The following is a 25,857-nucleotide window of genomic DNA, read 5'->3' as shown; positions in this document are numbered from 1 at the left end:
CCTCGATCAGCCGGGACCCCTGCCATGGCGCCCGCCCTTGAGGCCGTGGCGGTCTCGGTGCTGTGCGCCGAGCGCTGTCATCTCGGAGAGGGCCCGGCCTATGATTCCGCCAGCGACACCGCCTGGTGGTTCGATATTATCGAGCGCCGCCTGTTCGAGGCGCGGCTGGGAACGGGCGAGGTCGCCATCCACGCGCTCCCGGCAATGGCCAGCGCGCTGGCGATGGTCGATGCCCGCCGCCAGTTGCTCGTCACCGAGGACGGGTTGGCCCTGCGCGATATCGCCACCGGCGCGCTGGAGCGTGTCGCCGCCGTCGAGGCCGACAATGCGGCTACCCGTTCCAACGACGCTCGTGTCCATCCCAGCGGCACCTTCTGGTTCAGCACCATGGGCCGGAAGGCCGAGCCGGGCGCCGGCACCCTCTACGCCTTCCACGCGGGAGCGGTGATCCCGCTGCTTCCGGGCATCACCATTCCCAATGCCATCTGCTTTTCGCCTGACGGAACGGTCGGCTATTTCGCCGATACGGCGGCCGGCCAGCTTTTCCGGGTGCGGCTGGACCCCGCCTCCGGCCTGCCGCTGGAAGCGCCGACGCTGCTGCACGTCCATGCCGGCGCGGGCGGCCTCGATGGCGCCGTCACCGATGCCGAGGGGCTGATCTGGTGCGCCATCTGGGGCGGGGCGCGGCTCAATGCCTATTCGCCTGCGGGCGATCTTGTCCGCAGCATCGCCCTCCCCGCGCGGCAGACGACCTGCCCGGTCTTCGTCGGGCCGGCCTTCGACCGCGTGCTCGTCACCTCGGCCTGGGAGGGCATGGACGAGGCCGCACGTGCCGCCGACCCCGAGCACGGCCGTACGTTTCTGCTCGATATCGGCGTGAAGGGCCGCGCCGAGCCGCGCGTCCGGCTCGGAGGGCTGTGATGATCGGTGTCTCCCACATCGTCGTCGACTGGGGCACGTCGAGCTTCCGCCTGTGGGCGCTCGACCGCGCCGGCGCCGTGCTGGCCGAACGGCGCAGCGCGCAGGGGCTGGCCGCCTCGGCGGCGGAAGGGTTCGAGACCGTGCTCGAAACCCACCTCGCCGCCCTCGCCATTCCCGAGGGCGTGCCGGTCATGATGTGCGGCATGGTCGGCTCGCGTGCTGGCTGGGTCGAGGCCGCCTATGTCGACACCCCCGCCGGGCTCGACAGGCTGACGGAGAAGGCCGCGCTTGTGCCCTCCGCGCGTCGTCCCGTCCGCATCCTCCCCGGCATCGCCCAGCGCGGCGCGCAGGGATCCGATGTCATGCGCGGCGAGGAAACCCAGTTACTGCCGCTGATCCGGGAGGGCTTTGCGGGGCTCGCCTGCCTGCCCGGCACCCATTCCAAATGGGTGCGGGTCGAGGAGGGCAAGGTGAGCGGCTTCGCCACCTTCATGACCGGCGAGCTGTTCCATCTGCTGCGCAGCGCGTCGATCGTCGCACCGGCGGTGGACGGGGCGGCGACGGTGGACCCCCGGTCGGAAGCCTTCGCCCGTGGCGTCGGCGACGGGCTTGCGGCACCCGACATGCTGGGCAGTGAGCTTTTCCGCCTGCGCGCCGCCTGGCTGCTGGAGGGCGCGGGGCCGGACGCGGCACTGGCGCGGCTGTCCGGCCTGCTGCTCGGCGCGGAATTCGCCGGCGCGGCACGCTTCGGCGGGCGCGGGCCGGTCGCGCTCATCGCTTCCGGGCCGGCGGCGGCGCTGTACCGGGCGGCGCTGGCGCAGGCCGGCGTCGCCACCGTCACAACCCATGACGCCGAAGACTGCGTGCGGGCCGGCCTGCATGCCGCCGCCGTCTCCGCCTTCCGGCTGGAAAGGATGTCCGCATGACCGCCCCCCTCTCTCCCCGCATTGTCTGGCCGCCGATGCGGAGGGCGCTGGTCGCCATTCTGCGCGGCATCCGCCCGACCGAGGCCGAGGCGATCGTCGCCGCGCTGATCGAGGAGGGGCTGGAGGCGATCGAGATCCCGCTCAACTCGCCGGACCCGTTCGTCTCCATCGAGGCCGCCGCCCGCCTCGCCCCGCCCGGCGTGCTGATCGGTGCCGGCACGGTGCTCACGGTCGAGGAGGTTGATCTGCTCAATTATGCCGGCGGCCGGCTGATGGTGAGCCCGAATGTCGATGCGCAGGTGATCGCCCGCGCCAGCGCCCACGGCATGGTGACGATGCCCGGCGTGCTGACCCCCACCGAAGCGCTTGCGGCGGTGAAGGCGGGGGCGTCGGGGCTCAAGTTCTTTCCCGCCAACCTGCTCGGCCCGTCGATCATCCAGGCGATCTCGGTGGTGCTGCCGCCGGGGACGGTGATCGGCGCGGTGGGCGGGGTCGGCGAGGCGGAATTCGCCGCCTATGCGAGCGCCGGCATCCGCACCTTCGGTCTCGGCTCCAGCCTTTACCGGCCGGGCGCCACGGTCGCCGAGGTGCGGGCGAAGGCGCGCGCGGTGGTCGCCGCCTATGACGCCGCCTTTCCATTCATCGAGACACGGCGCGCCGCCCGATGAGGGGCGCGCCCTCGCGCGGGACTCCCCGCCAAGAACCCGGAACGCCAAAGGCGACCGCTGAACATTTGAAACGTGAAACGCTCAAGGAGCCGACGATGAAACGCCTGACGACGCTCTTTTCCGCTACCGCCTTCGCGCTTGGCGCGCTGGCCCTGGCCTTCCCCGCCGCCGCCCAGGACAAGGCGACGGTCGGTATCGCCATGCCGACCAAATCCTCCGCCCGCTGGATCGCCGATGGCGACAACATGGTGAAGGTGCTCAAGGAACGCGGCTACAACACCGACCTGCAATATGCTGAGGACGACATTCCCAACCAGCTCTCGCAGATCGAGAACATGGTGACGAAGGGCGCCAAGGTGCTGGTGATCGCCTCCATCGACGGCACCACGCTCTCCGACGTGCTGAAGCAGGCGCAGGCCCAGGGCATCAAGGTCATCGCCTATGACCGGCTGATCCGCGAGACGCCGAATGTCGATTATTATGCGACTTTCGACAATTTCCAGGTCGGCGTGCTGCAGGCGCAGTCGCTGCTCAAGGGCCTCGGCTATCCCGAGAACAAGGGCCCCTTCAACGTCGAGCTGTTCGGCGGCTCGCCGGACGACAACAACGCCTACTTCTTCTATGACGGCGCCATGTCGGTGCTGAAGCCGCTGATCGACAACGGCACGCTGAAGGTCGCTTCCGGCCAGATGGGCATGGACAAGGTCTCGACCCTTCGCTGGGACGGCGCCACCGCCCAGTCCCGCATGGATAACCTGCTGAGCGCCTATTACTCCGACAAGACGCTCAATGGCGTGCTCTCGCCCTATGACGGGTTGTCCATCGGCATCCTCTCCTCGCTCAAGGGCGTGGGCTATGGCTCGGGCAACATGAAGATGCCGGTCGTCACGGGCCAGGACGCCGAAGTGCCGTCCATGAAGTCGATCCTCGCCGGCGAGCAGTACTCCACCATCTTCAAGGACACGCGCGAGCTCGCCAAGGTGACGGCCGACATGGTCGACGCGTCGCTCAGCGGCAAGGAGGTCACGGTGAATGACACCAAGACCTACAATAACGGCGTCAAGGTCGTGCCCTCCTACCTGCTCAAGCCGGTGGTGGTCGACAAGGACAACTGGGAACCCGTTCTGATCGGCTCCGGCTACTACAAGCCGGGCGAGATCAACTGACCCCATCCGCACCCGCCGATCTCCGCGCCGGAATGGCTCCGGCGCGGACCCGGCCTTTGGAGCGAGCCATGAACGCTCTTCTCGAAATGCAGGGCATCAGCAAGCACTTCGCCGGGGTGAAGGCGCTGAGCGATGTCACCTTTGCCGTGAGACCCGGCGAGATCCATGCCCTCGTCGGCGAGAACGGCGCCGGCAAGTCCACCCTGATGAAGGTGCTGAGCGGGGTCTACCCGCACGGTTCCTATGAGGGCGCGATCGTCTTTGACGGGGAGGAGCGCCGCTTCAGCGACATCAGCGCCTCGGAAGCGCTGGGCATCATCATCATCCACCAGGAACTCGCGCTCGTTCCGCTGCTCTCGATCGCCGAAAACATCTTCATCGCCAACCCGCCCGGCCGCTTCGGCATCATCGACCGCGGGGCGGTGCACCGGCGTACCAAGGAACTGCTCGCCAAGGTCGGGCTGGACGAATCCCCGGACACGCTGGTGACGAATATCGGGGTCGGCAAGCAGCAACTGGTCGAGATCGCCAAGGCATTGTCCAAGAAGGTGCGGCTGCTCATCCTCGACGAGCCGACCGCCAGCCTGTCGGAGAAGGACAGCGCGGCCCTGCTCGACCTGCTGCTGGAATTCAAGGCGCAGGGCATCGCCTCCATCCTCATCTCGCACAAGCTGAACGAGGTTTCCAAGGTCGCCGACCGCATCACCGTGCTGCGCGACGGGCGCGCGGTCGACACGCTGGACTGCGATGACGGGGCGGTGGAGGAAGACCGCATCATCGCCAAGATGGTCGATCGCGACCTCGAACACCGCTACCCCAAGCGCCAGCCCACCATCGGCGAGCCGATCTTCAAGGTCAGCAACTGGTCGGCCTATCACCCGCTCCATTCCGACCGGCAGGTCATCAAGAACGTCGATTTCGAGGTCCGGCGCGGCGAGATCGTCGGCATTGCCGGCCTCATGGGCGCGGGGCGCACCGAGTTCGCCATGAGCATTTTCGGCCGGGCCTGGGGCCAGAAGATCAGCGGCCGGGCGGAGATGGAGGGGCGCGAGGTCGACCTTTCCACGGTGCGGCGCGCCATCGACGCGGGGCTCGCCTATGTCACCGAGGACCGCAAGCATCTCGGCCTGCTGCTCGCCGAGGACATCCGCAAGAACGTCACCCTTGCCAACCTGCCGGCGATCGCGCCGGGCCGGATCATCGACGACATGAAGGAATTGCGCGTCGCCTCCGACTATCGCGGGCGGATGCACATACGCTGCCACAGCGTGTTCCAGGAGACCGGCAAGCTCTCCGGCGGCAACCAGCAGAAGGTGGTGCTGTCGAAATGGCTGTTCACCGACCCCAAGGTGCTGATCCTCGATGAGCCGACGCGCGGCATCGATGTCGGCGCCAAATACGAGATCTACTGCATCATCAACGAGCTGGCGGATGCCGGCAAAGGCGTGGTGGTGATCTCCTCCGAGATGCCGGAACTGCTCGGCATCTGCGACCGCATCTGCGTCATGAACGAGGGGGCCTTTGTCGGCGAGTTCCCCGGCGCCGAGGCCTCGCAGGAGAAGATCATGCGCGCCATCATGCGCAAGGGAGAGCAGCGCCCCATGGAGGCATTGGCATGAGCGATACCGCTCTCAAGGACAAGCCGCAGCATGCCGGCTTCCTGAAGAACAACCTGCGCGAATACGGGATGCTGATCTCGCTCTTCGCCATCATGATCTTCTTCGAGGTGGTGACGAACGGCACGCTGATGCGCCCGCTCAACCTCACCAACCTCGTGCTGCAGAACAGCTACATCGTCATCATGGCGCTGGGCATGCTGCTGGTCATCGTCACCGGCCATATCGACCTTTCGGTCGGTTCGGTCGCCGGCTTCATCGGCGCGGTGGCCGCCGTGCTGATGGTGAAGTTCGACGTCCACTACATTCCCGCGACGGTGATCTGCCTGGCGCTGGGCGGGCTGATCGGCGCCGCGCAGGGCTATTGGGTGGCCTATTTCAAGATTCCGTCCTTCATCGTCACCCTTGCCGGCATGCTGGTGTTCAAGGGGCTGGCCCTCGCCATCCTCGCCGGCCAGTCGGTCGGCCCGTTCCCTCCCACCTTCCAGAAACTGTCCTCCGGCTTCATCCCGGAACTGGGGCCGGAGACGAGCGGCCTTTACCCCACTTCGCTGGCGGTGGGCGCCCTGCTAGCACTGGCCATGGTCTGGCTCAATTTTCGCGGCCGGGCGCGGCAGGAGGCGCACCATGTGGAGACCGAGCCCTATGGGTTCTTCGTCGCCAAGAACGTGGCGCTGTTCGGCGTCATCACCTACTTCGCCTATCTGATCGCGTCCCATCGCGGCATGCCGAACGTGCTGATCATCATGACGGCGCTGATTGCGCTCTATGCGTTTGTGACCACCCGCACCACCATCGGTCGGCAGATCTATGCCGTCGGCGGCAATGAGAAGGCGGCCAAGCTCTCGGGCATCAAGACCGAGCGGCTGACCTTCCTCACCTTCGTCAACATGGGCGTGCTGGCGGCGCTGGCGGGCCTCGTCTTCGCGGCGCGGCTCAATACCGCGACGCCGAAGGCGGGCCTCGGCTTCGAACTCGACGTCATCGCCGCCTGCTTCATCGGCGGCGCCTCGGCCTATGGCGGCGTCGGGCGGGTCGGCGGCGCGGTCATCGGCGCGCTCATCATGGGCGTGATGAACAACGGCATGTCGATTCTCGGCATCGGCATCGACTACCAGCAGGTCATCAAGGGCCTCGTCCTGCTCGGCGCCGTCTGCCTCGACGTCTACAACCAGCGCCGCGCCTGAGGTCTTCGCGCAAGGCCCGGCAGTTCCAAGGGAGTGCCGGGCCGGCGGCTGGTACCGCGCGGCTTGACAAGAGCGGCGTGCTGGACGACCCCGGTTGTGCCGGTCGGGATGAACCCCTCGCCCGATACCCCCGCGTGTCGAAACCCTCAGGTGCCCGGCGAGCCATGTTCCGCTTCATCCATTCCAGCGATCTGCATCTGGGCAAGCGCTTCGGCAATTTCTCGGGCGACCTGCCGGGCCGCCTGCGCGAGGCCCGCCACGGCGTCATCGCCCGGCTGGCGCAGCACGCGCGCGAACAGGGCGCGGATACCATCCTCCTCGCCGGCGACACGTTCGACACGGAGACCCCTGCCCCGGACGTGCGCCGTCAGGCGCTCGCCGAAATGCGCCACCACGCGCCGCTGCGCTGGGTGATCCTGCCGGGCAACCACGATTCCCTTCAGGCAGCGCAGCTCTGGGCGACGCTGAAGGCGGAGGCGCCCGCCAATGTATTCCTCGCCACCGAGCCCCGCCCTCTCGCTTTGGCGCCGCAGGTGACGCTGCTGCCCGCCCCCTGCACCACGCGCCGGCCCGGCCGCGACCTGACCGAGTGGATGGATGCGCAGACGACGCCCGAGGGCACAGTGCGTCTCGGCCTTGCCCATGGCGCCATTCGCAGCTTTTCGGAGGACGCGGTGGGGGGCGATGTGATCGCGCCCGACCGCGCCCGGCGCGCGGGCCTCGCCTATCTCGCGCTCGGCGATTGGCATGGCGCGGTGGAGGTCGATTCCCGCACCCGCTACAGCGGCACCCCCGAGCCCGACCGCTTCAAGCACGAGCGCCCCGGCGAGGCACTTCTGGTGCGCCTTGCCGGCATGGACGCCCTGCCCGAGGTGACGGCGCTGCCCACGGCGAGCTTTGCCTGGCGCTCGCTCGACCTGCATCTGCTGGAAGGCGACGACCCGTTGCCCGTGCTGAAGGCGCTGCTGCCGGAAGTCCGCACGCGCCGGCAAACCCTCGCCCGCGTTGTTGCCACTGGGCGCACCCGTCTGGCCGGCCATGCGGCTCTGGCGGCCGCCGTGGCCGAAGCGACGCCGGACTTTGCCGTGCTGGAACTGGACGATGCGGCGCTCGCCACCGCCTGCGAGACCGACGACCTCGACCGGATAGACCGTGCCGGCGCGCTGCGCGAGGCGGCCAATGCGCTGCTGGCGGAAGCCAATGACGCCAGCCGCTCGGCCGCCGAGCGCGAGGTGGCGGGCGCCGCCCTGGCTCGGCTCTATTCCTATGCGCAGCAGTCCTCTACCAACGCGGTGGCGTCATGAAGATATCGGCGCTGCGCCTGTTCAACGTGAAGCGTTTCGCCAATCGCGGCGTGGCGATCGAGGACATCGGCGACGGCGTCAACGTGCTGTGCGCGGTCAACGAATTCGGCAAATCGACCAGCTTCGAGGCGCTGCACGCGCTGTTCTTCCAGCCCCATTCCGGCACGCCCGGCGATGTGCAGAAGCTGCGGCCCTATAGTGGTGGCAGCCCGCTGGTCGAGGCCGACATCTCGACCGCGGAGGGCCGCTTCCGCATCACCAAGCAGTATTATGGCGGCCGCTCGGCCCGCGTCACCGATCGGACGACCGGCCGGCTGGTTGCGCAGGCGGACGAGGCGGAGAACTTCATCGCCGGCCTCATCAAGGGCGGCACGGCCGGGCCGGCCGGTCTGCTCTGGGTGCGCCAGGGAATTACCGGCATCGAGAAGCGCAGCAAATCGGACGATGAAAGCGAGAAGCAGGTGCGCGCCAGCCTGCTCGAGTCGGTGCAGGGCGAGGTCGAGGCCGTCACCGGCGGGCGGCGCATGGCGGAGATCGTGACGGCGACGCAGGCGGCGCTGGCCGAACTCGTCACCGCTACGGGCCGCCCGAAGGCCGGCGCGCGCTATGCCGCCGCGATCGACGCGCGCGACCGGCTGGTAACGCAGGAAGAACGGCTCGCGGCCGACGTGCGCACCCTGCGCGAAGCGCTGGACCGCCGCGCCGGCGCCGTGAAGCGGCTCGCCGAGTTGGAGAATGCCGAGGACCGGCAGGGCCGGCGCCGGGCGGTGGAGGTCGCGCAGGCAACCTTCGACGCGGCCAAGGCGCAGGGCGAGGCGCTGCGGACGGCCGAGGCGGAGCTTGGGCTGGCATGCGAGCGCCGCGACGCCGCCGAGCGGGAACTCGCCGCCTACCGGACCGCCCTCGAAAAGGCCGAGCAGCAGCGGGCCGCCCTGCAGGAGGCCGAGCGGCGCCGCGAGGAAGCCGTGGGCAAGCGCCACGCCGCGGGCGCCGGGATCGAGAAGGCCCATGCCGCTGTAGCGGCGGCAGAAGCCGTCGAACAGGAAACCCGCCAGCTGCTGGCGCGCCTCGACGCGGCCGTGAAGGCGCGCGAGGCGATGGAGCGGCAGGCGGCGTTGAGCGAGCGACTGGCCGGTGCCGAGGCGGCCCGTCAGGCGCTGGAGGCCGCCGAGGCAAGGCTCTCCACCGAGAAGATTCCGCCAAACGCGGTGGAGGAACTCCAGGCGCTGGAGATCGACATCGCCAAATTGCGCGCCGTCGAGGAAGCGGCGCGTCCGTCGGTGACTATCGCCTATGATCCCGGCGCGGCCTCGCCCGTGGTCATGGAGTCCGTGCCCCTGCGCAATGGCGAGGAACGCGGCTATGACGGACAGGCGGAACTGGTCATCGCCGGCATCGGAACCCTCACGCTGCGCTCCAACCGGCCTGCGCAGGACAACAGCCGGCTCGAACAGGCGGTCGCCAAGCGGCGGACCCTTCTCGCGTCGATGGGCGTCGAGGATCTTGCCGGCGCCCGTGCGCGGCAAATACGGGCGCAGCAACTCGACGCCGAGCGGCGGGAGCAGCAGGGCCGGCTGATGCTGCTGGCGCCCGAGGGGCTGGCGAAGCTCCGGGAGGATGTCGCGGCGCATGCTGCCGTCGGCATCGACGACCTTGAGCTGAAAGAGGACCCGGCACAGGTGCGGGCGTCCCTCGCCGCCGCCGAGGAACGGCGCACCCTAACCCGGCAGGCGCTGCGCATGGCGGAGCCGCTGCGGGCGCGCGCCGACGACGCCTTTGTGACGGCGGAGACGGCGCTGGCCGCGCTGAACGCGGAGCGCACCCAGATCGAGGCCCTTCTCGGCCCAGTGGAAGCGCGCGGCGCCCGCCTGCAGGAACTGTCGGAACGCTGCCAGGAGCGGGACCGGCATGGCGCGGCCGCCGAAGCGCAGGTGCAGCGGCTGCGCGCGGCCGTCATCGATCTGGAATCGGCCGAAGCGGCGCTGAAGCGCGCCCGCTCGGTCGAGGAGGCGGCCGACAAGGAGGCCACCACCCTTGGAACGACCCTGGCAGTGCTGAATGCCGAGATCAGCGCCCGCTCCGACGACGCGGTGGAGGAGATGTGGGGCGAAACCCGGGAGGCGCTGTCGACCGCAAGCGCCCGCGTCGACGCCTTCGCCGCCGAGGTCCGCGTGCTGCAGCGGCTGGCGGCGGCGCTGGAGGCAGCGCGGGCGCAGGCGCGCGATCTCTACCTGAAGCCCGTCATGGCCGAACTGACGCCCTTGCTCGGCCTGCTGTTCGACGATGCCTCCATCACCTTCGACGACAAGACGCTGTTGCCCCAGACGCTTCGCCGCAACGGCCATGACGAGGACATCGAGCGTCTCAGCGGGGGGATGCGCGAACAGCTCTCGGTGCTGACCCGGCTCGCCTTCGCCCGGCTGCTCGCCCGCGATGGCAGGCCGGCGCCGGTCATTCTCGACGACGCGCTGGTCTATTCCGACGACGACCGCATCGAACGGATGTTCGACGCCCTACACCGCCAGTCGCGCGACCAGCAGATCATCGTCTTCTCCTGCCGCCAGCGCGCCTTCCAGAAACTGGGCGGCAACGTGCTCACCATGACCGACTGGCAGCCATAGACGATTGGCACCCTGAGCGCGGGCTTCTGGCGGCTCAGGCCCGCACCACCTTGCCGGGGTTCATCAAGTTGGCGGGGTCCAGCGCCGCCTTGAGGGCGCGCATCATGTGAAGCTTGGCCGGGTCGCCATAGCGCTCCAGCAGATCCAGCTTGACGATACCAATGCCGTATTCCGCGCCGAAGGAGCCGCCCATCGTCACCGCCAGATCATACACGCGCGGGGACACTTCGCGCTCGAACCAGGGCTTGTAGCCGGCGGGGTCCGCCCCTGCCGGGGCCACTACGTTGAAGTGGACATTGCCGTCGCCGACATGGCCGTAGATCGACAGCCGCCCGCCGGCGCCGTGCGTCTCCACCAGCGCGCTGGCCTGCGAGATGAAGGACGGCAAGGCGGAGGTCGGCACCGAGACGTCGTGCTTCACCGAGCCACCATTGGCCACTTCGGCCTCCGGGATATGCTCGCGCAGATACCACAGCTGGTCGCGCTGCTGCCCCCCGGCGGCAATCGTGCCGTCGTTCACCAGCCCCTCGCCCAGCGCCTCCTCCAGAAAGGCGGCCATCGCCTCCTCCAGTCCCAGCAGCGGCGAGCAGGTCTGCGCCTCCATCACCACATAGTGGCGCGCCGGCGCTTCAAGCGGATGGCGAAGGCCCGCCTGCGCGGCGAGCAGCAAGCCGAGCGAATGGTGGGAGATATATTCGAACGAGGTGACGTTCTCGCCGGTGAGAAGCTGGGCGCGGGCGAGAAGCGTCGTGAGCGCGTCGATCTCCGCGACGGCGAGGAAGGCGGTGACGGTCTGTGCCGGCTTGCGCGCCAGCTTCAGCGAGGCGGCGGTGACGATGCCGAGCGTGCCTTCGGCGCCGAGCAGCACCTGCTTCACGTCATAGCCGGTGTTGTTCTTGCGCAGCGGCTGGAGCACGTTTAGCAGTTGCCCGTCCGGCAGCACGGCCTCAAGCCCCAGCACGAGGTCGCGGGCCATGCCGTATTTCAGCACCGAGATGCCGCCGGCATTGGTGGAGAGGGCGCCGCCAAGCTGGCAGGACTGGCGCGAGCCGAGGTCGAGCGGCAGCATCAGCCCGGCCGCGTCGGCCGCTTCCTGCAGCACGCTCAGCACGCACCCCGCCTCGGCCGTCAGCGACAAATTGGTGGGGTCGATCGCCCGCACGGCGTTCAGCCGCTCAAGGCTCAGCACCAGCTCTCCGCCCAGCGGCGAGGGGGTGGCGGCGGCGCAATAGGAGGTGTTGCCACCCTGCGGCACCAGCGGCACCCCGTGGGCGGCGCACGCGGCGACGATACGCTGCACCTCCGCCGTCGTGCGCGGGCGCAGCACGGCGCGGGAGGCGCCGGTGCGGAAGTGGCGGAAATCGGTGAGATACTTCGCCACGACGTCCGGGTCGGTGATGTAAAAATCCGGCGGCAGGCTGCCGAGCAGGCTGGTGATCGGGTCCATCTGTGCCGTCGCCCTTCTTCGTCCACCCCGCGCGGGTCGGGCGAGATAGCCGGTGTGCGGCGCGGCTGGCAAGCCGGCGTGTTCCGGCAGACGCTGTCAGATACGAGCGAGGATGGCGCCGGCGAGGCGCGCCACGGTGGCGACATGGGCGCGGCTCGCCTCATGGGCGCCCTCCCCGTCCCGCCGCAGCAGCGCGGCGTGCAGCAGCCGCATTTCGGCGATGGCGGCGGCGTGCCGCCCCTCCTGCGCGATGGTCATGGAGCGCAGGTGGTTGATGCGGGCATTGAGCGAGCGCACGACGTCCCACGCCACTTCCTTGCCGGCGGCGCCGAACAGTTTTTCGTAAAACTCCGTCGTCCGCCGCAGCACCTCGCGCGGGCTGCCGGTCTGGAACGCGACGTCGATTTCATCGATCACCCGGCCGAGTTCGGCAATCGCCGCCTCGGAGGCCTGAAGCGCGCAGGCGCGCGCCGCCTCGCTTTCCAGCAAGGCGCGTATTTCATAGATCTGCGCCGCCTGCGCCGGGTCCGGCTTGGTCACCGCCGGGCCCTGATGGGGAATGGTCTCGACCAGCCCTTCGGCCTCCAGATGCCGCAGCACCTCGCGCACCACGCTGCGGCTGACTCCCAGCCGCTCGCACAGCGTGCGCTCGACCAGCCGCTCGCCGGGCTTGAAGCGGAAATCGAGAATGGCGTCGCGCATCTTCTCCAGCGTCAGGCTGCGCAGCGTGGTGCCGCTGCGCTCGACCTTCATCTCCTGGCTCGTCTCTTTCGATTCCGTCGTCGCGACCATGGAAGTCTCCGTTCCCGCCTCTTGTCGCCCGAGCGGGGCGGGATGACAATTGACTCGACCATCTTATGGTATACCATCATACGAAACGTGAGAACACCCGTCCCGGAACATCTGCTTCCGGCCACCCGATCAGGCCCCGTCTTTCATGGGACACGCCATGCCGTTGCAGCTGCGCAAGCTCGTCACCTACGCTGAGTCCACGCTGATCGAGGGCGGGCGGGCCGCTCCCACCCCGCTGCGCCTGTATGCGGCGGCGGCCGTGCTCACCAACCCCTGGGCCGGGCGCGGCTTCGTCGAGGACCTCAAGCCCGAGATTCACGACATCGCTCCCCAGCTCGGCGCGCTGCTGACCGAGGAAATCCTGCGCCTTGCCGGCTCGGGCGAGGTAGTCGAGGGCTATGGCAAGGCGGGGCTGGTCGGCACCTCCGGCGAGGTGGAACACGCCTCGGCTCTGATCCATACGCTGCGCTTCGGCAATCACTACCGCAAGGCGGTCGGGGCCAAGAGCTATCTCGCCTTCACCAACACGCGCGGCGGGCCGAATGCCTCCATCGCCATCCCGCTGATGGACAAGCTGGATGAGGGGCGCCGCTCGCACTACCTCACCATCCAGTTCGCCATCAACGACGCTCCGGCGCCGGACGAGATCGTCGTCGCGCTCGGCGCGTCCATTGGCGGACGCCCGCATCACCGCATCGGCAATCGCTATCAGGACCTTGAGGAACTCGGCTCCACCCAGGGGCTGGACGCGGCGTCCGGCGCGGACGCCTCCCATGGCTGAGGTGCGCACCCTCGGCTTTGCCGGCCGCGACGGCGCCCCCGCGCATGTCGCCTATCGCCGGGCAGGGCCGGCAGGCGCGCCGCCTGTCGTGCTGATCCACGGCGTCGGCATGGCGAGCGAGGTGTGGGCCCCGCAGATCAAGGCGCTCGCCGCCCGCCACGACGTGATCGCGCTCGACATGCCCGGCCATGGCGGCTCCAGCCTGCCGCCGGAAGACGCCCGCCTGTCCGACTATGCCGGCCAGATTGTTGCCCTGCTCGACGGTCTGGCGATCCCCTCGGCGGTGCTGATCGGCCATTCCATGGGCGCCCTGGTGGCGCTGGAGACGGCGCTGGCGCATCCCGTCCGGGTTCGCGCCGTCGCCGCGCTCAATGCCGTATTCTGCCGCACGCCGGAACAGCGCGCCGTCGTCACCGCCCGCGCCGGAACGCTGGACGCGCAAGGCCGTGCCGCCTCGCACGCCGCCGCCGTGCGCCGCTGGTTCGGCGAGCCGGTGCCGGAAGCGCTGCAGGCGAGCGCGGCGCAGGTCGCCACCCTGCTCGCGGCGGGCGATCCCGTCGGCTATGCCCGTACCTATGCGCTTTTCGCCGCCTCGGACGCCGCCCATCGCGACCGGCTGGCAGGCCTTGCCATGCCGGCGCTGTTCATGACCGCCGATGGCGATCTCAATTCGACCCCGGAAATGTCGCGGGCGATGGCCGCGCTCGCCCCGCACGGGCGGGTCGAGGTGCTGGAAGGCGCGCGCCACATGATGGCGCTCACGGCACCGGACGAAGTGAACGGGCGGCTGCTCGCCTTTCTCGACGCGCTGGCCCCCGCTCCTGCTCTCGACGTCGATACGCCAGCCTCCGACGCCCAAACCTTCGATCCGAAAGCTTTCCGTCAGGCGCTCGGTGCCTTCCTTACCGGGGTAACGGTGGTGACGACCCGCACCGCGGACGGCGAGATGCGCGGTTTCACCGCCAATTCCTTCTCCTCCGTCTCGCTCGATCCCCCGCTCATCCTCGTCTGCCTCGCGAAAGCCGCGTCGAGCTTCCCGGTGTTCAGCGCGGCGGAAAACTTCGCCGTCTCGGTGTTGGCGGGCGACCAGAAGGACGTCTCGGCGCTGTTCGCCTCGAAGTCGCCCGACAAATTCGCCGGCGCCCCGTGGCAACTCGGCCCGGCTGGCAGCCCGGTCATGTCGGGCGCGGCGGCCTGGTTCGACTGCACACGCCACGAGGTGGTGGAGGCCGGCGACCATGTGATCCTGATCGGCCATGTGCGCGGCTTCGGTGCCGGCACCAAGCCCCCGCTCGGCTATTGCCGCGGCGCCTATGTCGACTTCTCGCTCGGTCCGCAGGCACTGGCGAAGCGCGACGAGCCGGCCCGGGTCGGCGCCATTCTGGAATCGGATGGCGCGCTGCTGCTGGTCGAGGACGGCAAGGGCGGGCTCGATCTTCCCGCCGGCTCCTGCCTCGAACCGGCGTCGAACCCGCACAGCCTGCGCGGTGCGCTGGCCCGGCTTGGCGTCGAGGGTCGGCTTGGCTTCCTGTTCGCGGTGTTCGAGACACAATCGGCCGGCAAGGGCCCGCCCACCGTCTCGATCTATTATCGCGGCGGCCTTAGTGGCACGCCCTCTGCGCAGGCCGGCGCCGTTCTGGTGCCGCTGGACGAGGTCGACCTTTCCCGCCTGCCAGACGAGGCCACCCGCTCCATGCTGGCGCGCTATCTGCGCGAGCGCCGCGAGGACACGTTCGGCATCTATGTCGGCGACGCCGCCCGCGGCACCGTGCACCCGCTCGCCGCCGTCCCCGCCAACCCCGGCTGGGACACACCGGGGGCACCCGCATGAAGTTCTCCCTCTTCGTCCATATGGAGCGCGCCGATCCCGCCATCCCCCATGCCAGGCTGTTCGCCGAGCTGGAGGAGCTGGCGCTCACCGCCGAGGGCGCAGGCTTCGAGACGGTGTGGATCGGCGAGCACCACGCGATGGATTTCACCATCGCGCCCAATCCCTTCATCCAGCTGGCGCATCTGGCGGCGAAGACCTCGACCCTGCGCCTCGGCACCGGCAATATCATCGCCCCGTTCTGGCACCCGATCCGACTGGCCGGCGAGGCGGCGATGATGGATATCGCCTGCGAGGGGCGGCTCGATCTCGGCGTGGCGCGCGGCGCCTACAGCTTTGAATATGAGCGCCTGCTGCCCGGCCTCGACGCGATGGGCGCGGGCCTTCGCATGCGCGAGCTGGTGCCGGCGATGCAGAAGCTCTGGGCCGGCGACTACGCCCATAAGGGGCAGTTCTGGAGCTTCCCCACCTCCACCGCCTCGCCCAAGCCGGTGCAGGCAGGCGGCCCGCCGATCTGGATCGCTGCGCGCGATCCGAACAGCCACGCCTTCGCCGTTGCCAATGGCTGCAACGTACAGGTGACGCCGCTCGCCTCGGGCGATGGCGAGGTGGCGACCCTGATGGAGCGGTTCAACACCGCCGTGGCCGACCATCCGGATGTGCCGCGCCCGCAGATCATGCTGCTGCAGCACTGCTTCGTTACGGGGTCGCCCACCGAGACCGATCAGTTCGCCGAGGATCTCTCTGCCTGGTACGGTCTGTTCGGTGCCTGGTTCGCCAATAAGCGGCCGATCCATCAGGCGATCATGGCCCCGCTCTCCCCGGAGGAGCGCGCCGCCAGCCCCCAATATGCGCCGGATGTCATCCGTAGAAATCTCGTCATCGGCGAGCCCGACGAGGTGATCGCCCGGCTGAAGGGCTATGAGGCGCTCGGCTTCGACCAGTTCGCGCTGTGGATCGACGCCGGCATCGGCCATGCGCGCAAGGCGAAATCGCTCGACCGCTTCATCCGCCACGTCCTGCCGGCCTTCGCGTGAGGATAAACCGATGACCGCCCTGCGCGACGATTTCCGGCTTTATATCGACGGCGCCTTCGTCACGGGGGGTGCCAGCTTCGAGAGCCTCGATCCGGCATCAGGCCAGCCCTGGGCGGTGATGCCTGCCGCGACAGCCGCCGACGTGAACCGTGCGGTGGAAGCCGCCCACCGCGCTTTCGAGGTGCCGGAATGGACCAATCTCACGGCCACCCAGCGCGGCAAGCTGCTGTCGCGGCTCGGCGATCTCGTCGCTGCCCATGCCGGCGAACTGGCCGAGCTGGAAACCCGCGACACCGGCAAGATCATCCGCGAGACCCGCGCGCAGATCGGCTATGTCGCGGAGTATTATCGCTATTTCGGCGGCCTTGCCGACAAGGTCGAGGGCTCGCATTTGCCCGTCGACAAGCCTGATATGGAGGCGTGGCTGCGCCGCGAGCCGATCGGCGTGGTCGCCGCCATTGTTCCGTGGAACTCGCAGCTTTTCCTGTCAGCGGTGAAGCTCGGCCCGGCTTTGGCGGCGGGCTGCACCGTGGTGCTGAAGGCGTCGGAGGAAGGCCCCGCCCCCCTGCTCGCCTTCGCCCGGCTGGTGCATGAGGCCGGGTTTCCCCCCGGCGTCGTCAACATCATCACCGGCTTCGGCGAGGAGTGCGGGCGCACCCTCACCGCGCACCACCTCGTCTCCCGCGTCGCCTTCACCGGCGGGCCCGCCACCGCGCGCCATGTGGTGCGCAATACGGCGGAAAACCTCGCCTATACGACGCTGGAACTCGGCGGCAAGTCGCCGGTGCTGGTCTTCGCCGATGCCGATCTGGAAAGCGCCGCGAACGCGGTGGTGGCCGGCATCTTCGCCGCCTCCGGCCAGAGCTGCGTCGCCGGCTCCCGCCTCTTCGTTGAGGAGAGCGTGCGCGGGAAGCTGCTGGCTATCCTGACCGACAAGGCCGAGCGCATCCGCATCGGCGACCCGCAGGACCCGGCGACCGAGATGGGCCCGCTCGCCACGCTGCGGCAGCTCGCCCATATCGAGCAGGTGGTCGCCGCCAGCCTTGCCGCCGGCGCAGAACTCGTTACCGGCGGCCAGCGGGCGGAGGGCCACGGGTCCGGCCACTACTACGCCCCGACCATTCTCGCCTGCGCCGGCAATGAGGTGCCCTGCGCGGCGGAGGAACTTTTCGGGCCGGTGCTGAGCGTCATCGGCTTCGCAGATGAGGCCGACGCCCTCGCGAAGGCCAATGACAGCCCATTCGGCCTCGCCGCCGGCGTGTTCACCCGCGATCTCGCCCGCGCCCACCGGCTGATCCGCACGCTGCGCGCCGGCATTGTCTGGGTGAACACCTACCGCGCGGTCTCCCCCATCGTGCCCTTCGGCGGCTATGGCCTGTCCGGCCTCGGGCGCGAGGGCGGGGCGGAGTCCATCCGCGACTACACCCGCACCAAGTCGGTCTGGCTGCGCACCAGCGACGAGCCGATCGCCGATCCCTTCGTGATGCGCTGAGGCAAAGCCATGCTCTACGAGATGCGGACCTATCGCCTGAAGACTGGCACCGTCCCAGCCTATGTGAAGCTGGTCGCGGAGGAGGGCATCGCCCTTCAGAAGAGCCATCTCGGGCAGCTCGTCGGCTATTTCACCAGCGAGATCGGCCCGCTGAACGAGATCGTCCACATCTGGGCCTATGCCAGCCTTGATGAACGGGCCGCCCGCCGCGCGCGGCTGAACGCCGATCCCGCCTGGCTCGCCTTCCTGCCGAAGATCCAGGCGCTGATCGAGACCATGGAGAACAAGATTCTCCTGCCCACCGCCTTCTCGCCGCTGGACTGACCGAGAGCGGCCGCCTCGCCTCAACGCAACGACCGAGCGCCCAACGCGCCGCCTTCCACACCGAACGCCAACCAAAGGGGACTAACATGTCGCGCACATCACGAGCCCTCGGCATCACCGCACTCGCCCTCGCCGCCGGCCTCGCCGGCGCCGCCATGGCGCAGTCGGGCTCCATCGTCTTCACCAGTTGGGGCGGCACCACCCAGGACGCCCAGAAGAAAAGCTGGGCCGTGCCCTTCACCAAGGAGGCCGGCATCACCGTTAAGCAGGACGGGCCGACCGACTACGGCAAGCTGAAAGCCATGGTCGAAAGCGGCAACGTCTCCTGGGACGTGGTGGACGTGGAGGCTGATTTTGCTGCCGCCGCCGCCAAGGACGGGCTGATCGAGCCGATCGACTTCTCCATCGTCAAGCGCGACGAGATCGACCCGCGTTTCGTCACCGACCATGCCGTGGGCAGCTTCTATTATTCCTTCGTGCTCGGCTTCAATCCGGCGAGCCTCAAGGGCAAGGTGCCCAAGAGCTGGGCGGACATGTTCGACACCAAGACCTTCCCCGGTAAGCGCACCTTCTACAAATGGTCGGCGCCCGGTGTGCTGGAAATCGCCCTGCTCGCCGATGGCGTGCCGGCCGACAAGCTCTATCCGCTCGACCTCGACCGCGCCTTCAAGAAGCTCGACAGCATCAAGAAGGACATCGTCTGGTGGGGCACCGGCGCGCAGTCGCAGCAGCTGCTCGCCTCCGGCGAGGCACCCATCGGCCAGTTCTGGAACGGGCGCCTGTTCGCGCTGGAGCAGAGCGGCGAGAAGGTGGGCATCTCCTGGGAGCAGAACCTGACCGCCGCCGACATGCTCGTCGTACCCAAGGGCGCGAAGAACAAGGAGGCCGCGATGAAGTTCATCGCCGAAGCGACCAGCCCCGAGGGCCAGGCGAGCTTCGCCACCGATAGCGGCTATGCGCCCGTCAATGTGAAGTCCGCTGCCCTGATGCCGAAGGACGTGGCCGCCAACCTGCCCGATCAACACACCACCTCGCAGATCAATCTCGACATGGGCTACTGGGCGGCCCATCGCGACGAGATCGGCAAGCGCTGGTACGCTTGGCAGGCTGAGTGACCGGAAAGGCGCGTGGCAGGGCGCCCTGCGTGCCCTGCGCGACATGACCGCCTGCGGTCCCCGCCCCGAGGCGTAACCAGCGCACCGCATCGGCTTGGCGGGCCTCAACGCCCGCCCCCTCGCCCTCAACGAACCGACGTGACCGAGCCCTCATGACCGTCACCGACGTGCCGCTCGCCAACCCCTCCCCTGCGACCGCCCGGCGGCGCGGACGGGGGATTGTGCCCGTGATTCCGGCGTTGGCGGTCGTGGTGCTGGTGTTCGTGATTCCCGTGCTCGCCCTTCTGCTCCGCAGTGTGCTGGAGCCCGAGCCGGGCCTGCAGAACTACGCGGCCTTCTTCGGCTCGACGACTTATCTGAAGGTGCTGGGCAACACGTTCCTGGTGGCCGGGACCGTGACGCTGGCGACGGTTCTCCTCGGTTTTCCCGTGGCCTGGTTCCTGGCCATAGCGCCGTCCTTCTGGTCGCGGCTGCTGTTCGCCATCATCATCCTGTCGATGTGGACCAACCTTCTGGCCCGCACCTATGCGTGGATGGTGTTGCTCCAGCGCACCGGCATCATCAACCGCACGCTGATGGATCTCGGCCTCATCTCCGAGCCGCTGCCGCTGATCAACAATCTGGCCGGCGTTACCATCGGCATGACCTACATCATGCTGCCCTTCATGATCCTGCCGCTGCACGCCACGATCCGCGCCATCGACCCCGCCGTCTTTCAGGCGGCCGCCTTGTGCGGCGCCAGCCGCTGGCAGGCTTTCACGCGGGTGATGCTCCCCCTCGCCGCCTCCGGCATCGCGGCCGGCGCGCTGATGGTTTTCGTCATGTCGCTCGGCTATTTCATCACCCCGGCGCTGCTCGGTGGCACTTCCAACATGATGCTGGCGGAGCTTATCGCCCAGTTGGTGCAGTCGCTGCTCGACTGGGGGCTGGCGGGCGCGGCGGCCTTGGTGCTGCTGGTCGTAACGCTTGCTATCTATCTGGTTCAGCTGAGGTTTTTCGGCTTTGGTCAGGCGAGGAGCTAGGGCGTCATGCTGCTCGATTTTGCCCGTCTCGGCCCCTGGCGGGTCGTCCTGATCGTCATTGCGGTGCTGGTCGGCGCCTATCTGCTGCTGCCGATCCTGCTCATCGTCGCCCTCTCCTTCGGCTCCTCGCAATGGCTGCAATTCCCTCCCCCCGGCTGGACGCTGCGCTGGTATGAGGAATTGTTCGACGATCCCGAATGGATCGCCTCCTTCCTCACCAGCTTCCAGATCGCTGCCGTCGTCACGGTGCTGTCGGTGGTGATCGGGCTGATGGCCTCCTTCGGCCTGACACGCGGCGAGTTTCGCGGGCGGGAGGTGCTGCGGGCGCTGTTCCTCACGCCGATGATCCTTCCGGTGGTGGTGCTTGCGGTCGCGCTCTACGCCTTCTTCCTCAGGCTGCACCTCAACGGCACATTTCTCGGCTTCGTACTGGCGCATCTGGTGATCGCCCTGCCCTTCTCGATCATCGCCATCTCCAATGCACTGGAACGCTTTGATCGCGATATCGAAACCGCTGCCATCGTCTGCGGCGCGAGCCCGCTGGAAGCCAAGATCCGCGTCACTCTTCCCGGCATCCGGCTGGGTCTGATCAGCGCGGCGATCTTCTCCTTCCTCGCCTCGTGGGACGAGGTGGTGATCGCCATCTTCATGGCGAGTCCCGATCTCCAGACCTTGCCGGTGCGGATCTACAGCACGCTGCGCCAGGATCTCTCGCCTGTCATCGCGGCCGTTTCGACGCTGCTGATCGCGCTGACCGCCGCCCTGATGGCGCTTGCCGCCCTCTTCCGCAAGGACGCCCGCTCATGACTTTTCTGGAAATATCCAATATTTCCAAGACGTTCGGAAACGTCGCCGCCGTCAATGATGTCTCACTGGATATCGCGCAGGGCGAGTTTGTGACCTTTCTCGGGCCTTCGGGTTCGGGCAAGAGCACGACGCTCTATATGATCGCCGGATTCTTCGAGCCGTCGGGCGGCGATGTGCGGCTGGGGGGGCGCAGCATCCTCGCCGAGCCTTCCAACAAGCGCAACATCGGCATGGTGTTCCAGCGCTACACGCTGTTCCCGCATCTCTCCGTCGCCGAGAACGTGGCCTTCCCCTTGCGCGTGCGCCGACGGTCGGCGGCCGAGATCGGCCGCAAGGTCGAGGAGATGCTGGCACTGGTACGGCTGGAGGGCTTCGCCGACCGGATGCCCGCCCAACTGTCCGGCGGCCAGCAGCAGCGCGTCGCGCTGGCCCGGGCGCTGGCCTACGACCCGCCGCTCCTGCTCATGGACGAACCGCTCTCGGCACTGGACAAGAAACTGCGCGAGGAGATCCAGGATGAGATCCGCCGCATTCATCGGCAGACCGGCGTCACCATTCTTTACGTTACCCACGACCAAGAAGAGGCGCTGAGCCTTTCCGATCGTATCGCCCTGTTCAACCACGGCCGCATCGAGCAACTCGGCAAGGGTCGGGAACTCTATGAGGCGCCCCGAACGCGCTTCGTCGCCGACTTCGTCGGCCACTCGAATTTCCTCGACTGCACCATCACCCGGAGCGAAGGCGAGAGCGCTGACATCGTGCTTCCGGACGGCGGCATGCTGAGCGGCATATCGCTGCACGGCGCCGCCGTCGCCGGCGCTCGCGCCGGGCTGATGATCCGACCCGACCGCCTGCGCCTTTCGCCTCTCGGACAAGCGGCGGAACCCGGCATCGACGCCGTCCTGTCCGACGCAACCTTTATTGGTGAGACCTACCATTTCGTCCTCGCCACCGGATGGGGTGCCAGCGTCAATGTGCGGATGCCCGCCAGCCGCGTCCGCCCCGACGAGGTCACTATGGGGGCCCACATGCAGCTGCATTGGGAGGCGACAGACGCCCGGCTCTTCTGCCACTGAAGCAGAGGCCGACTGCCATCGTTTCCGCATCCGTAGCCAGTCGGGTCCGCGCCTGCTATTTCCCCGGGCATGACAGCGGAAGAATTCCAGGAAGCGCTCGGAACGCTCAACACCACGCCGGCGGGCTTCGCCAGGCTCATCGGCGTGGACATCCGCACGGTGCGCCGGTGGAGCACGGGCGCAAAAATGATCCCGGACACTGTCGCCGCCCAGCTTGGCGTCCTTCTTCAGGCCGGGGGCTTGCCATCAACCAGCGCGGCCGACTTGCAGGCTCTCCGAATTAATGAGGAAGCGGATCGGCCCACGTCGTGTTTCGTTTGGGTCCAGCGAAAGGACAGCGATCCTCTCTGGACGGTCGCGGAGCACGATCTTGTTTCCGACGTGTTTTATCTGCCCGGCCGCATCGAGCGCTTTGTCGCTGACGAATTGGTCATCGGTCCGGCAGTGGTCGCGCCGGAGTAAGTTCGACCGTATGGGCGGTGGTGGCCGGCCCCCCGCCCAGCGCGGTCAATTCGTCCTGTATGTGGCACACTTCACGCCTAATTCCGCCGGGTGCCTTCGTCAGCCATCGACTCGGACACGGGTTGGGAGGTATCGAAGAAGGGCTGTTTGCACGCTTCCCCGGCAGAGATGCATGAATAATTCGACGGACGTCATCGTCGCCTATTTCGCCGAAACCGCCCGGCTGATGGGGCGCCTTGACGCTGTTGCGGCAGACGTTGCCAGGGCGGCCGAGGCCTGCATCGCCGCGCTGTCGTCCGGGGGCAAGGTGATGTTCTGCGGCAATGGTGGCTCGGCCGCCGATGCCCAGCACCTTGCGGCGGAACTGATGGGGCGCTTCCTGTTCGAGCGTGATCCGCTGCCCGCTCTGGCCCTGACCCTCGACGCCTCGGCCCTTACCGCGATCGCCAACGACTATGGCTATGAGCATGTTTTCGCGCGCCAGATCCGGGGCATGGGCCGGCGCGGCGATTTGCTGGTTGGCCTTTCGACCAGTGGCCACAGCGCCAACGTCGTGAAGGCTTTCGAGATTGCCCGGCAGATGGGCATCGTCACCATCGGCCTCACGGGCGCGAGCGGGGGGGCTCTCGAACAGCATGCCGATATCCTGATCGCCGTGCCGCACGGGCAGACCAGTCATATCCAGGAGGCGCACATCACGATCGGGCATCTTATCTGCGGGATTGTCGAATCCGCCATGCGCTCGCCACCCCGCTGAGTCCGGTCGGGCGGCTCAATCGAAGCGCGAAACCGTCGATCCGGCGTCGGTCAAGGCGATCGGTATGACATTGCCGGCCCCGAAATGGTCCACGAAGGCGCCATGAAGTGCCGGCTCGGCGATGAACAGCATGAAGCCGTCCCCGCCCGCCCCCAGAAGCTTGGCGCCTTTCGCGCCGAGCGCTTTTCCCTGCTGATAGAGGAGGTCGATGGCCGGGTTGGTGACACCTTCGCCCAGCTTTCGCTTCAGGCGCCAGCCTTCATCCAGCAGGTCGGCGAAGCGCGCAACGCTGGCTTTGTCGCTGCCGCCTGCTTCCAGAATTTGCGTCCCCGTGCGCGTCATCTCGTACATTTCGCGCAGATAGACGCGGTTATCGCCGTTGGCGGTGCGTCGGTGCTGGCTGTAAAGCGCGTCCATGGCGCGTCGCTGGGCGCCGGTATAGACGAGCAGAAGCGAGGCGTTGAGGGTTGCCAAGCGGCTGGTGGTCAGTCGCAGCGGCTCGATGGCGATGGTGTCGCCGGAAAACTCGTAGCGGGCGAGCCCGCCGAAAGCGGCATGGATCTGGTCCTGGATGCCGACATTCTCGCGGAGAATGTCCTGTTCCATCCGGATCGCCTGCCGCGCGAGTTCATAACGCGTGAGTTCGATACCGCGCATGCGGTGCAGCAGGTTGATGAAGCCAACGGTGAAGGCCGACGAACTGCCGAGACCCGTATTTCCCGGAAGATCGGACATGGTGGCGATGTTGAGCGGCGCAGTCCAGCCATACAGCTTCAAGGTTTCGCGGATCACCGGATGCTGGATGTCCTCGATCCGCTGCACGCTCTCGGTCGTGCGGTAGGTGACGCGAAACCTCTGTTCGGCGACGGGGGAGAGAGGAAGTGCCTGTATGTAAATGTATTTGTCGATGGTGCCGCCAAGCACGGCGCCCGGACTGGAGTGGAAATGCGAGGGGTAGTCGGTGCCGCCGCCGAAGAAGCTCGCCCGAAGCGGCGTTCTGCTGATCCACATAATATTACCGCTTAAAACGAGGTGGTCAGGATGTCGAGCATTGATCCGCCCTCGTAACGAACGGCGCGCAGGCCAGACGCGCGCGCGGCCTCCATGTCGACCTCGCCATTGCCGATCAGGAAGCTGCGGCGCCGCTCCACCGGCCAGGCTGCCAGCAGGTCGAGAATCATGCCGGGGCCGGGCTTCCGGCGGGAGCAATCCTTCCGATAGGCGGGAACCGCCGCCTCGACATGGTGTGGGCACCACTCGAACGCGTCGACATGAGCGCCGATCTGCGCCAGCGATTCCTGCATGGCGCGATGAAACATCTCGACTGCGGCCTCGTCATACAAACCGCGCGCGATGCCGGATTGGTTCGTGACGACGAAGACGAAGTATCCCCTGTCATTGGCGAGGGCGATGGCCTCGCGCGCCTGTGGCATCCAGTGAAGATCCTCGACGCGGTGGGTGTAGCCGCTGTCGCGCGTGAGGGTTCCGTCCCGATCGAAGAATATGGCGGGGCGGGTGCGGATGCCGATCAACTCTTCCCGGACCCGGGCGAGGGTTTCCGGGATGCCGATGTCGACGAAATAGGCGCCCTCGCGCACGGGCGCGGCCACGACACGTCCCTCCCGCACGAGGCGGGGCAGGATTTCCCGCTCCAGCGAGCAGGCGGCATGGCGCGGGATGAGGTCCACAATCCGGCGGTCGACAATGTAGACGCCGGCATTGATGAGACCCGACACCTCCCCGCGCCGGTCGCCTTTGTCGTCGAAGGCCGCGACACGGTCGCCATCCAGCACGAGCCGGCCGAAGCGGGTGGTGTCGGCTACGCGATGAGGCAACATCTGGGCGATCAACGCTGGGTCCCGTTCCCGGGACCGCCGCCAGGCCAGCACGAACCGCGTGAGATCGGCGTCGATCCAGGAATCGCCGTTCAGCAGCAGGAACTCCGGATCGAGGCGATCGACGGCGAAACCCAGAGCGCCGCCGGTGCCGAGCGGCGCCGGCTCGGCCAGCACCTCGATCTGCGCGCCGAAAAGTCGATGACCGTGGAAGGTTGCCGTGATCTGGTCGCCGAAGCGGCCAGCCAACAGCGTGATCCGTTCCACGCCGTGGCGGGCGACCTCCTGGATAAGATGCAGCAGGAAGGGGCGCCCGCCCACCTCCAGCATGGGTTTCGGCGTCGTTTCGGTGAGCGTGCCGAGGCGGGTGCCGATGCCCCCACACAGGATGACCGCCTGAGAGACCAAGCTACGCCCCTAATTGAACCGGGGCGCCTGCCGGCGCGGCCGGGTGCCCGCTGATGTGGAGTGATGGTTGGATGGAGGGCCGAGCGAGGAAAGGATCGAACAGCCCGCATGCAGGAAGGGAGATCGCCACGCTTATCACGCTCGCGACCACCTGCCGGCATGTAGCCGAACCACGGCCCAAGTGGAAGGCGGATGGCGATACCCATGATGCACATGATCGAGAGTATGCAAAAGGGCGGCCGATTGAGACGGCCGCCACGGTTGC

General features: G+C 67.8%; 23 protein-coding genes. 19 read left to right on the top strand and 4 right to left on the bottom strand.

Annotated elements, in window-relative coordinates:
• Positions 1 to 24 precede the first annotated feature (24 nt).
• The 8 genes from EV667_RS11795 to EV667_RS11760 all read left to right on the top strand — a co-directional run bounded on the left by EV667_RS11795 (position 25) and on the right by EV667_RS11760 (position 10,409).
• Positions 25 to 921 (top strand): SMP-30/gluconolactonase/LRE family protein, encoded by an 897-nt coding sequence (locus EV667_RS11795; protein WP_131835538.1) that lies wholly within the window; start codon positions 25 to 27, stop codon positions 919 to 921.
• Entirely contained in the window at positions 921 to 1,847 is a 927-nt protein-coding gene (locus EV667_RS11790; protein ID WP_131835537.1) for a 2-dehydro-3-deoxygalactonokinase, read from the top strand. The genes EV667_RS11795 and EV667_RS11790 overlap by 1 nt, the downstream gene beginning before the upstream one ends.
• The gene (locus EV667_RS11785) at positions 1,844 to 2,515 is read left to right on the top strand and encodes a 2-dehydro-3-deoxy-6-phosphogalactonate aldolase (protein WP_131835536.1); all 672 of its coding nucleotides are present in this window, start codon (positions 1,844 to 1,846) and stop codon (positions 2,513 to 2,515) included. The genes EV667_RS11790 and EV667_RS11785 overlap by 4 nt, the downstream gene beginning before the upstream one ends.
• 95 nt (positions 2,516 to 2,610) lie before the next feature.
• On the top strand, positions 2,611 to 3,681 hold the full coding sequence (gene chvE / locus EV667_RS11780; RefSeq protein ID WP_131835535.1) for a multiple monosaccharide ABC transporter substrate-binding protein: 1,071 nt from the start codon (positions 2,611 to 2,613) through the stop codon (positions 3,679 to 3,681).
• Positions 3,682 to 3,749: 68 nt separating this feature from the next.
• On the top strand, positions 3,750 to 5,300 hold the full coding sequence (gene mmsA / locus EV667_RS11775; protein WP_131835534.1) for a multiple monosaccharide ABC transporter ATP-binding protein: 1,551 nt from the start codon (positions 3,750 to 3,752) through the stop codon (positions 5,298 to 5,300).
• Positions 5,297 to 6,484 (top strand): multiple monosaccharide ABC transporter permease, encoded by a 1,188-nt coding sequence (mmsB, locus tag EV667_RS11770; protein WP_131835533.1) that lies wholly within the window; start codon positions 5,297 to 5,299, stop codon positions 6,482 to 6,484. Before mmsA ends, mmsB begins: the two co-directional genes overlap by 4 nt.
• Before the next feature lie 164 nt (positions 6,485 to 6,648).
• Positions 6,649 to 7,788, top strand: a complete 1,140-nt coding sequence (locus EV667_RS11765; protein WP_131835532.1) for a metallophosphoesterase family protein — start codon at positions 6,649 to 6,651, stop codon at positions 7,786 to 7,788.
• Entirely contained in the window at positions 7,785 to 10,409 is a 2,625-nt protein-coding gene (locus EV667_RS11760) for an AAA family ATPase (protein WP_131835531.1), read from the top strand. The genes EV667_RS11765 and EV667_RS11760 overlap by 4 nt, the downstream gene beginning before the upstream one ends.
• A gap of 34 nt (positions 10,410 to 10,443) precedes the next feature.
• Here EV667_RS11760 and EV667_RS11755 read toward each other — a convergent pair whose 3' ends face one another.
• Together EV667_RS11755 and EV667_RS11750 are read right to left on the bottom strand one after the other, a co-directional pair.
• Positions 10,444 to 11,856, bottom strand: coding sequence for an FAD-binding oxidoreductase (locus EV667_RS11755; protein ID WP_131835530.1), 1,413 nt, complete (start codon positions 11,854 to 11,856; stop codon positions 10,444 to 10,446).
• A 96-nt stretch (positions 11,857 to 11,952) separates the two neighbouring features.
• Complete coding sequence (locus EV667_RS11750) at positions 11,953 to 12,648, bottom strand: GntR family transcriptional regulator (RefSeq protein ID WP_131835529.1); 696 nt, start codon at positions 12,646 to 12,648, stop codon at positions 11,953 to 11,955.
• A gap of 157 nt (positions 12,649 to 12,805) precedes the next feature.
• On the opposite strand from EV667_RS11750, the gene EV667_RS11745 reads away from it, so the two are divergent.
• The 11 genes from EV667_RS11745 to EV667_RS11695 all read left to right on the top strand — a co-directional run bounded on the left by EV667_RS11745 (position 12,806) and on the right by EV667_RS11695 (position 23,349).
• Positions 12,806 to 13,429: an amino acid synthesis family protein gene (locus EV667_RS11745; protein ID WP_131835528.1), complete on the top strand. Its 624-nt coding sequence runs from the start codon at positions 12,806 to 12,808 to the stop codon at positions 13,427 to 13,429.
• Entirely contained in the window at positions 13,422 to 15,260 is a 1,839-nt protein-coding gene (locus EV667_RS11740) for an alpha/beta fold hydrolase (RefSeq protein WP_131835527.1), read from the top strand. Before EV667_RS11745 ends, EV667_RS11740 begins: the two co-directional genes overlap by 8 nt.
• A complete protein-coding gene (locus tag EV667_RS11735; protein WP_131835526.1) occupies positions 15,257 to 16,294 on the top strand; it encodes an LLM class flavin-dependent oxidoreductase in 1,038 nt (345 codons plus the stop codon). Before EV667_RS11740 ends, EV667_RS11735 begins: the two co-directional genes overlap by 4 nt.
• Positions 16,295 to 16,304: 10 nt before the next feature.
• Entirely contained in the window at positions 16,305 to 17,786 is a 1,482-nt protein-coding gene (locus EV667_RS11730; protein ID WP_131835525.1) for an aldehyde dehydrogenase, read from the top strand.
• Positions 17,787 to 17,795: 9 nt separating this feature from the next.
• The gene (locus EV667_RS11725; RefSeq protein WP_131835524.1) at positions 17,796 to 18,110 is read left to right on the top strand and encodes an NIPSNAP family protein; all 315 of its coding nucleotides are present in this window, start codon (positions 17,796 to 17,798) and stop codon (positions 18,108 to 18,110) included.
• Positions 18,111 to 18,196: 86 nt separating this feature from the next.
• Entirely contained in the window at positions 18,197 to 19,225 is a 1,029-nt protein-coding gene (locus EV667_RS11720; RefSeq protein ID WP_131835523.1) for an ABC transporter substrate-binding protein, read from the top strand.
• A gap of 152 nt (positions 19,226 to 19,377) precedes the next feature.
• Positions 19,378 to 20,247, top strand: coding sequence for an ABC transporter permease (locus EV667_RS11715; RefSeq protein ID WP_131835522.1), 870 nt, complete (start codon positions 19,378 to 19,380; stop codon positions 20,245 to 20,247).
• Positions 20,248 to 20,253: 6 nt separating this feature from the next.
• A complete protein-coding gene (locus tag EV667_RS11710) occupies positions 20,254 to 21,054 on the top strand; it encodes an ABC transporter permease (protein WP_131835521.1) in 801 nt (266 codons plus the stop codon).
• On the top strand, positions 21,051 to 22,130 hold the full coding sequence (locus EV667_RS11705) for an ABC transporter ATP-binding protein (RefSeq protein ID WP_131835520.1): 1,080 nt from the start codon (positions 21,051 to 21,053) through the stop codon (positions 22,128 to 22,130). Before EV667_RS11710 ends, EV667_RS11705 begins: the two co-directional genes overlap by 4 nt.
• 69 nt (positions 22,131 to 22,199) lie before the next feature.
• Positions 22,200 to 22,592: a helix-turn-helix domain-containing protein gene (locus EV667_RS11700; RefSeq protein WP_131835519.1), complete on the top strand. Its 393-nt coding sequence runs from the start codon at positions 22,200 to 22,202 to the stop codon at positions 22,590 to 22,592.
• A 172-nt stretch (positions 22,593 to 22,764) separates the two neighbouring features.
• The gene (locus EV667_RS11695; protein WP_131835518.1) at positions 22,765 to 23,349 is read left to right on the top strand and encodes a D-sedoheptulose-7-phosphate isomerase; all 585 of its coding nucleotides are present in this window, start codon (positions 22,765 to 22,767) and stop codon (positions 23,347 to 23,349) included.
• 15 nt (positions 23,350 to 23,364) lie between these two features.
• On the opposite strand, the gene EV667_RS11690 is transcribed toward EV667_RS11695, so the two are convergent.
• Together EV667_RS11690 and EV667_RS11685 are read right to left on the bottom strand one after the other, a co-directional pair.
• On the bottom strand, positions 23,365 to 24,360 hold the full coding sequence (locus EV667_RS11690; protein WP_131835517.1) for a GHMP family kinase ATP-binding protein: 996 nt from the start codon (positions 24,358 to 24,360) through the stop codon (positions 23,365 to 23,367).
• 11 nt (positions 24,361 to 24,371) lie between these two features.
• Positions 24,372 to 25,592, bottom strand: a complete 1,221-nt coding sequence (locus EV667_RS11685) for an HAD-IIIA family hydrolase (protein WP_131835516.1) — start codon at positions 25,590 to 25,592, stop codon at positions 24,372 to 24,374.
• Positions 25,593 to 25,857: the final 265 nt, after the last annotated feature.

Source organism: Ancylobacter aquaticus, from assembly GCF_004339465.1.
Taxonomy (GTDB): Bacteria; Pseudomonadota; Alphaproteobacteria; order Rhizobiales; family Xanthobacteraceae; genus Ancylobacter; species Ancylobacter aquaticus.
The sequence above is the reverse complement of the archived record's forward strand: the minus strand, read 5'-3'. Positions and strand labels throughout refer to the sequence as shown.

Bases quoted from the DNA above. Each gene is read 5' to 3' on its own strand.
- EV667_RS11795 (WP_131835538.1), top strand. From the start codon at position 25: ATGGCGCCCGCCCTTGAGGCCGTGGCGGTCTCGGTGCTGTGCGCCGAG.
- EV667_RS11790 (WP_131835537.1), top strand. From the start codon at position 921: ATGATCGGTGTCTCCCACATCGTCGTCGACTGGGGCACGTCGAGCTTC.
- EV667_RS11785 (WP_131835536.1), top strand. From the start codon at position 1,844: ATGACCGCCCCCCTCTCTCCCCGCATTGTCTGGCCGCCGATGCGGAGG.
- chvE (WP_131835535.1), top strand. From the start codon at position 2,611: ATGAAACGCCTGACGACGCTCTTTTCCGCTACCGCCTTCGCGCTTGGC.
- mmsA (WP_131835534.1), top strand. From the start codon at position 3,750: ATGAACGCTCTTCTCGAAATGCAGGGCATCAGCAAGCACTTCGCCGGG.
- mmsB (WP_131835533.1), top strand. From the start codon at position 5,297: ATGAGCGATACCGCTCTCAAGGACAAGCCGCAGCATGCCGGCTTCCTG.
- EV667_RS11765 (WP_131835532.1), top strand. From the start codon at position 6,649: ATGTTCCGCTTCATCCATTCCAGCGATCTGCATCTGGGCAAGCGCTTC.
- EV667_RS11760 (WP_131835531.1), top strand. From the start codon at position 7,785: ATGAAGATATCGGCGCTGCGCCTGTTCAACGTGAAGCGTTTCGCCAAT.
- EV667_RS11755 (WP_131835530.1), bottom strand. From the start codon at position 11,856: ATGGACCCGATCACCAGCCTGCTCGGCAGCCTGCCGCCGGATTTTTAC.
- EV667_RS11750 (WP_131835529.1), bottom strand. From the start codon at position 12,648: ATGGTCGCGACGACGGAATCGAAAGAGACGAGCCAGGAGATGAAGGTC.
- EV667_RS11745 (WP_131835528.1), top strand. From the start codon at position 12,806: ATGCCGTTGCAGCTGCGCAAGCTCGTCACCTACGCTGAGTCCACGCTG.
- EV667_RS11740 (WP_131835527.1), top strand. From the start codon at position 13,422: ATGGCTGAGGTGCGCACCCTCGGCTTTGCCGGCCGCGACGGCGCCCCC.
- EV667_RS11735 (WP_131835526.1), top strand. From the start codon at position 15,257: ATGAAGTTCTCCCTCTTCGTCCATATGGAGCGCGCCGATCCCGCCATC.
- EV667_RS11730 (WP_131835525.1), top strand. From the start codon at position 16,305: ATGACCGCCCTGCGCGACGATTTCCGGCTTTATATCGACGGCGCCTTC.
- EV667_RS11725 (WP_131835524.1), top strand. From the start codon at position 17,796: ATGCTCTACGAGATGCGGACCTATCGCCTGAAGACTGGCACCGTCCCA.
- EV667_RS11720 (WP_131835523.1), top strand. From the start codon at position 18,197: ATGTCGCGCACATCACGAGCCCTCGGCATCACCGCACTCGCCCTCGCC.
- EV667_RS11715 (WP_131835522.1), top strand. From the start codon at position 19,378: ATGACCGTCACCGACGTGCCGCTCGCCAACCCCTCCCCTGCGACCGCC.
- EV667_RS11710 (WP_131835521.1), top strand. From the start codon at position 20,254: ATGCTGCTCGATTTTGCCCGTCTCGGCCCCTGGCGGGTCGTCCTGATC.
- EV667_RS11705 (WP_131835520.1), top strand. From the start codon at position 21,051: ATGACTTTTCTGGAAATATCCAATATTTCCAAGACGTTCGGAAACGTC.
- EV667_RS11700 (WP_131835519.1), top strand. From the start codon at position 22,200: ATGACAGCGGAAGAATTCCAGGAAGCGCTCGGAACGCTCAACACCACG.
- EV667_RS11695 (WP_131835518.1), top strand. From the start codon at position 22,765: ATGAATAATTCGACGGACGTCATCGTCGCCTATTTCGCCGAAACCGCC.
- EV667_RS11690 (WP_131835517.1), bottom strand. From the start codon at position 24,360: ATGTGGATCAGCAGAACGCCGCTTCGGGCGAGCTTCTTCGGCGGCGGC.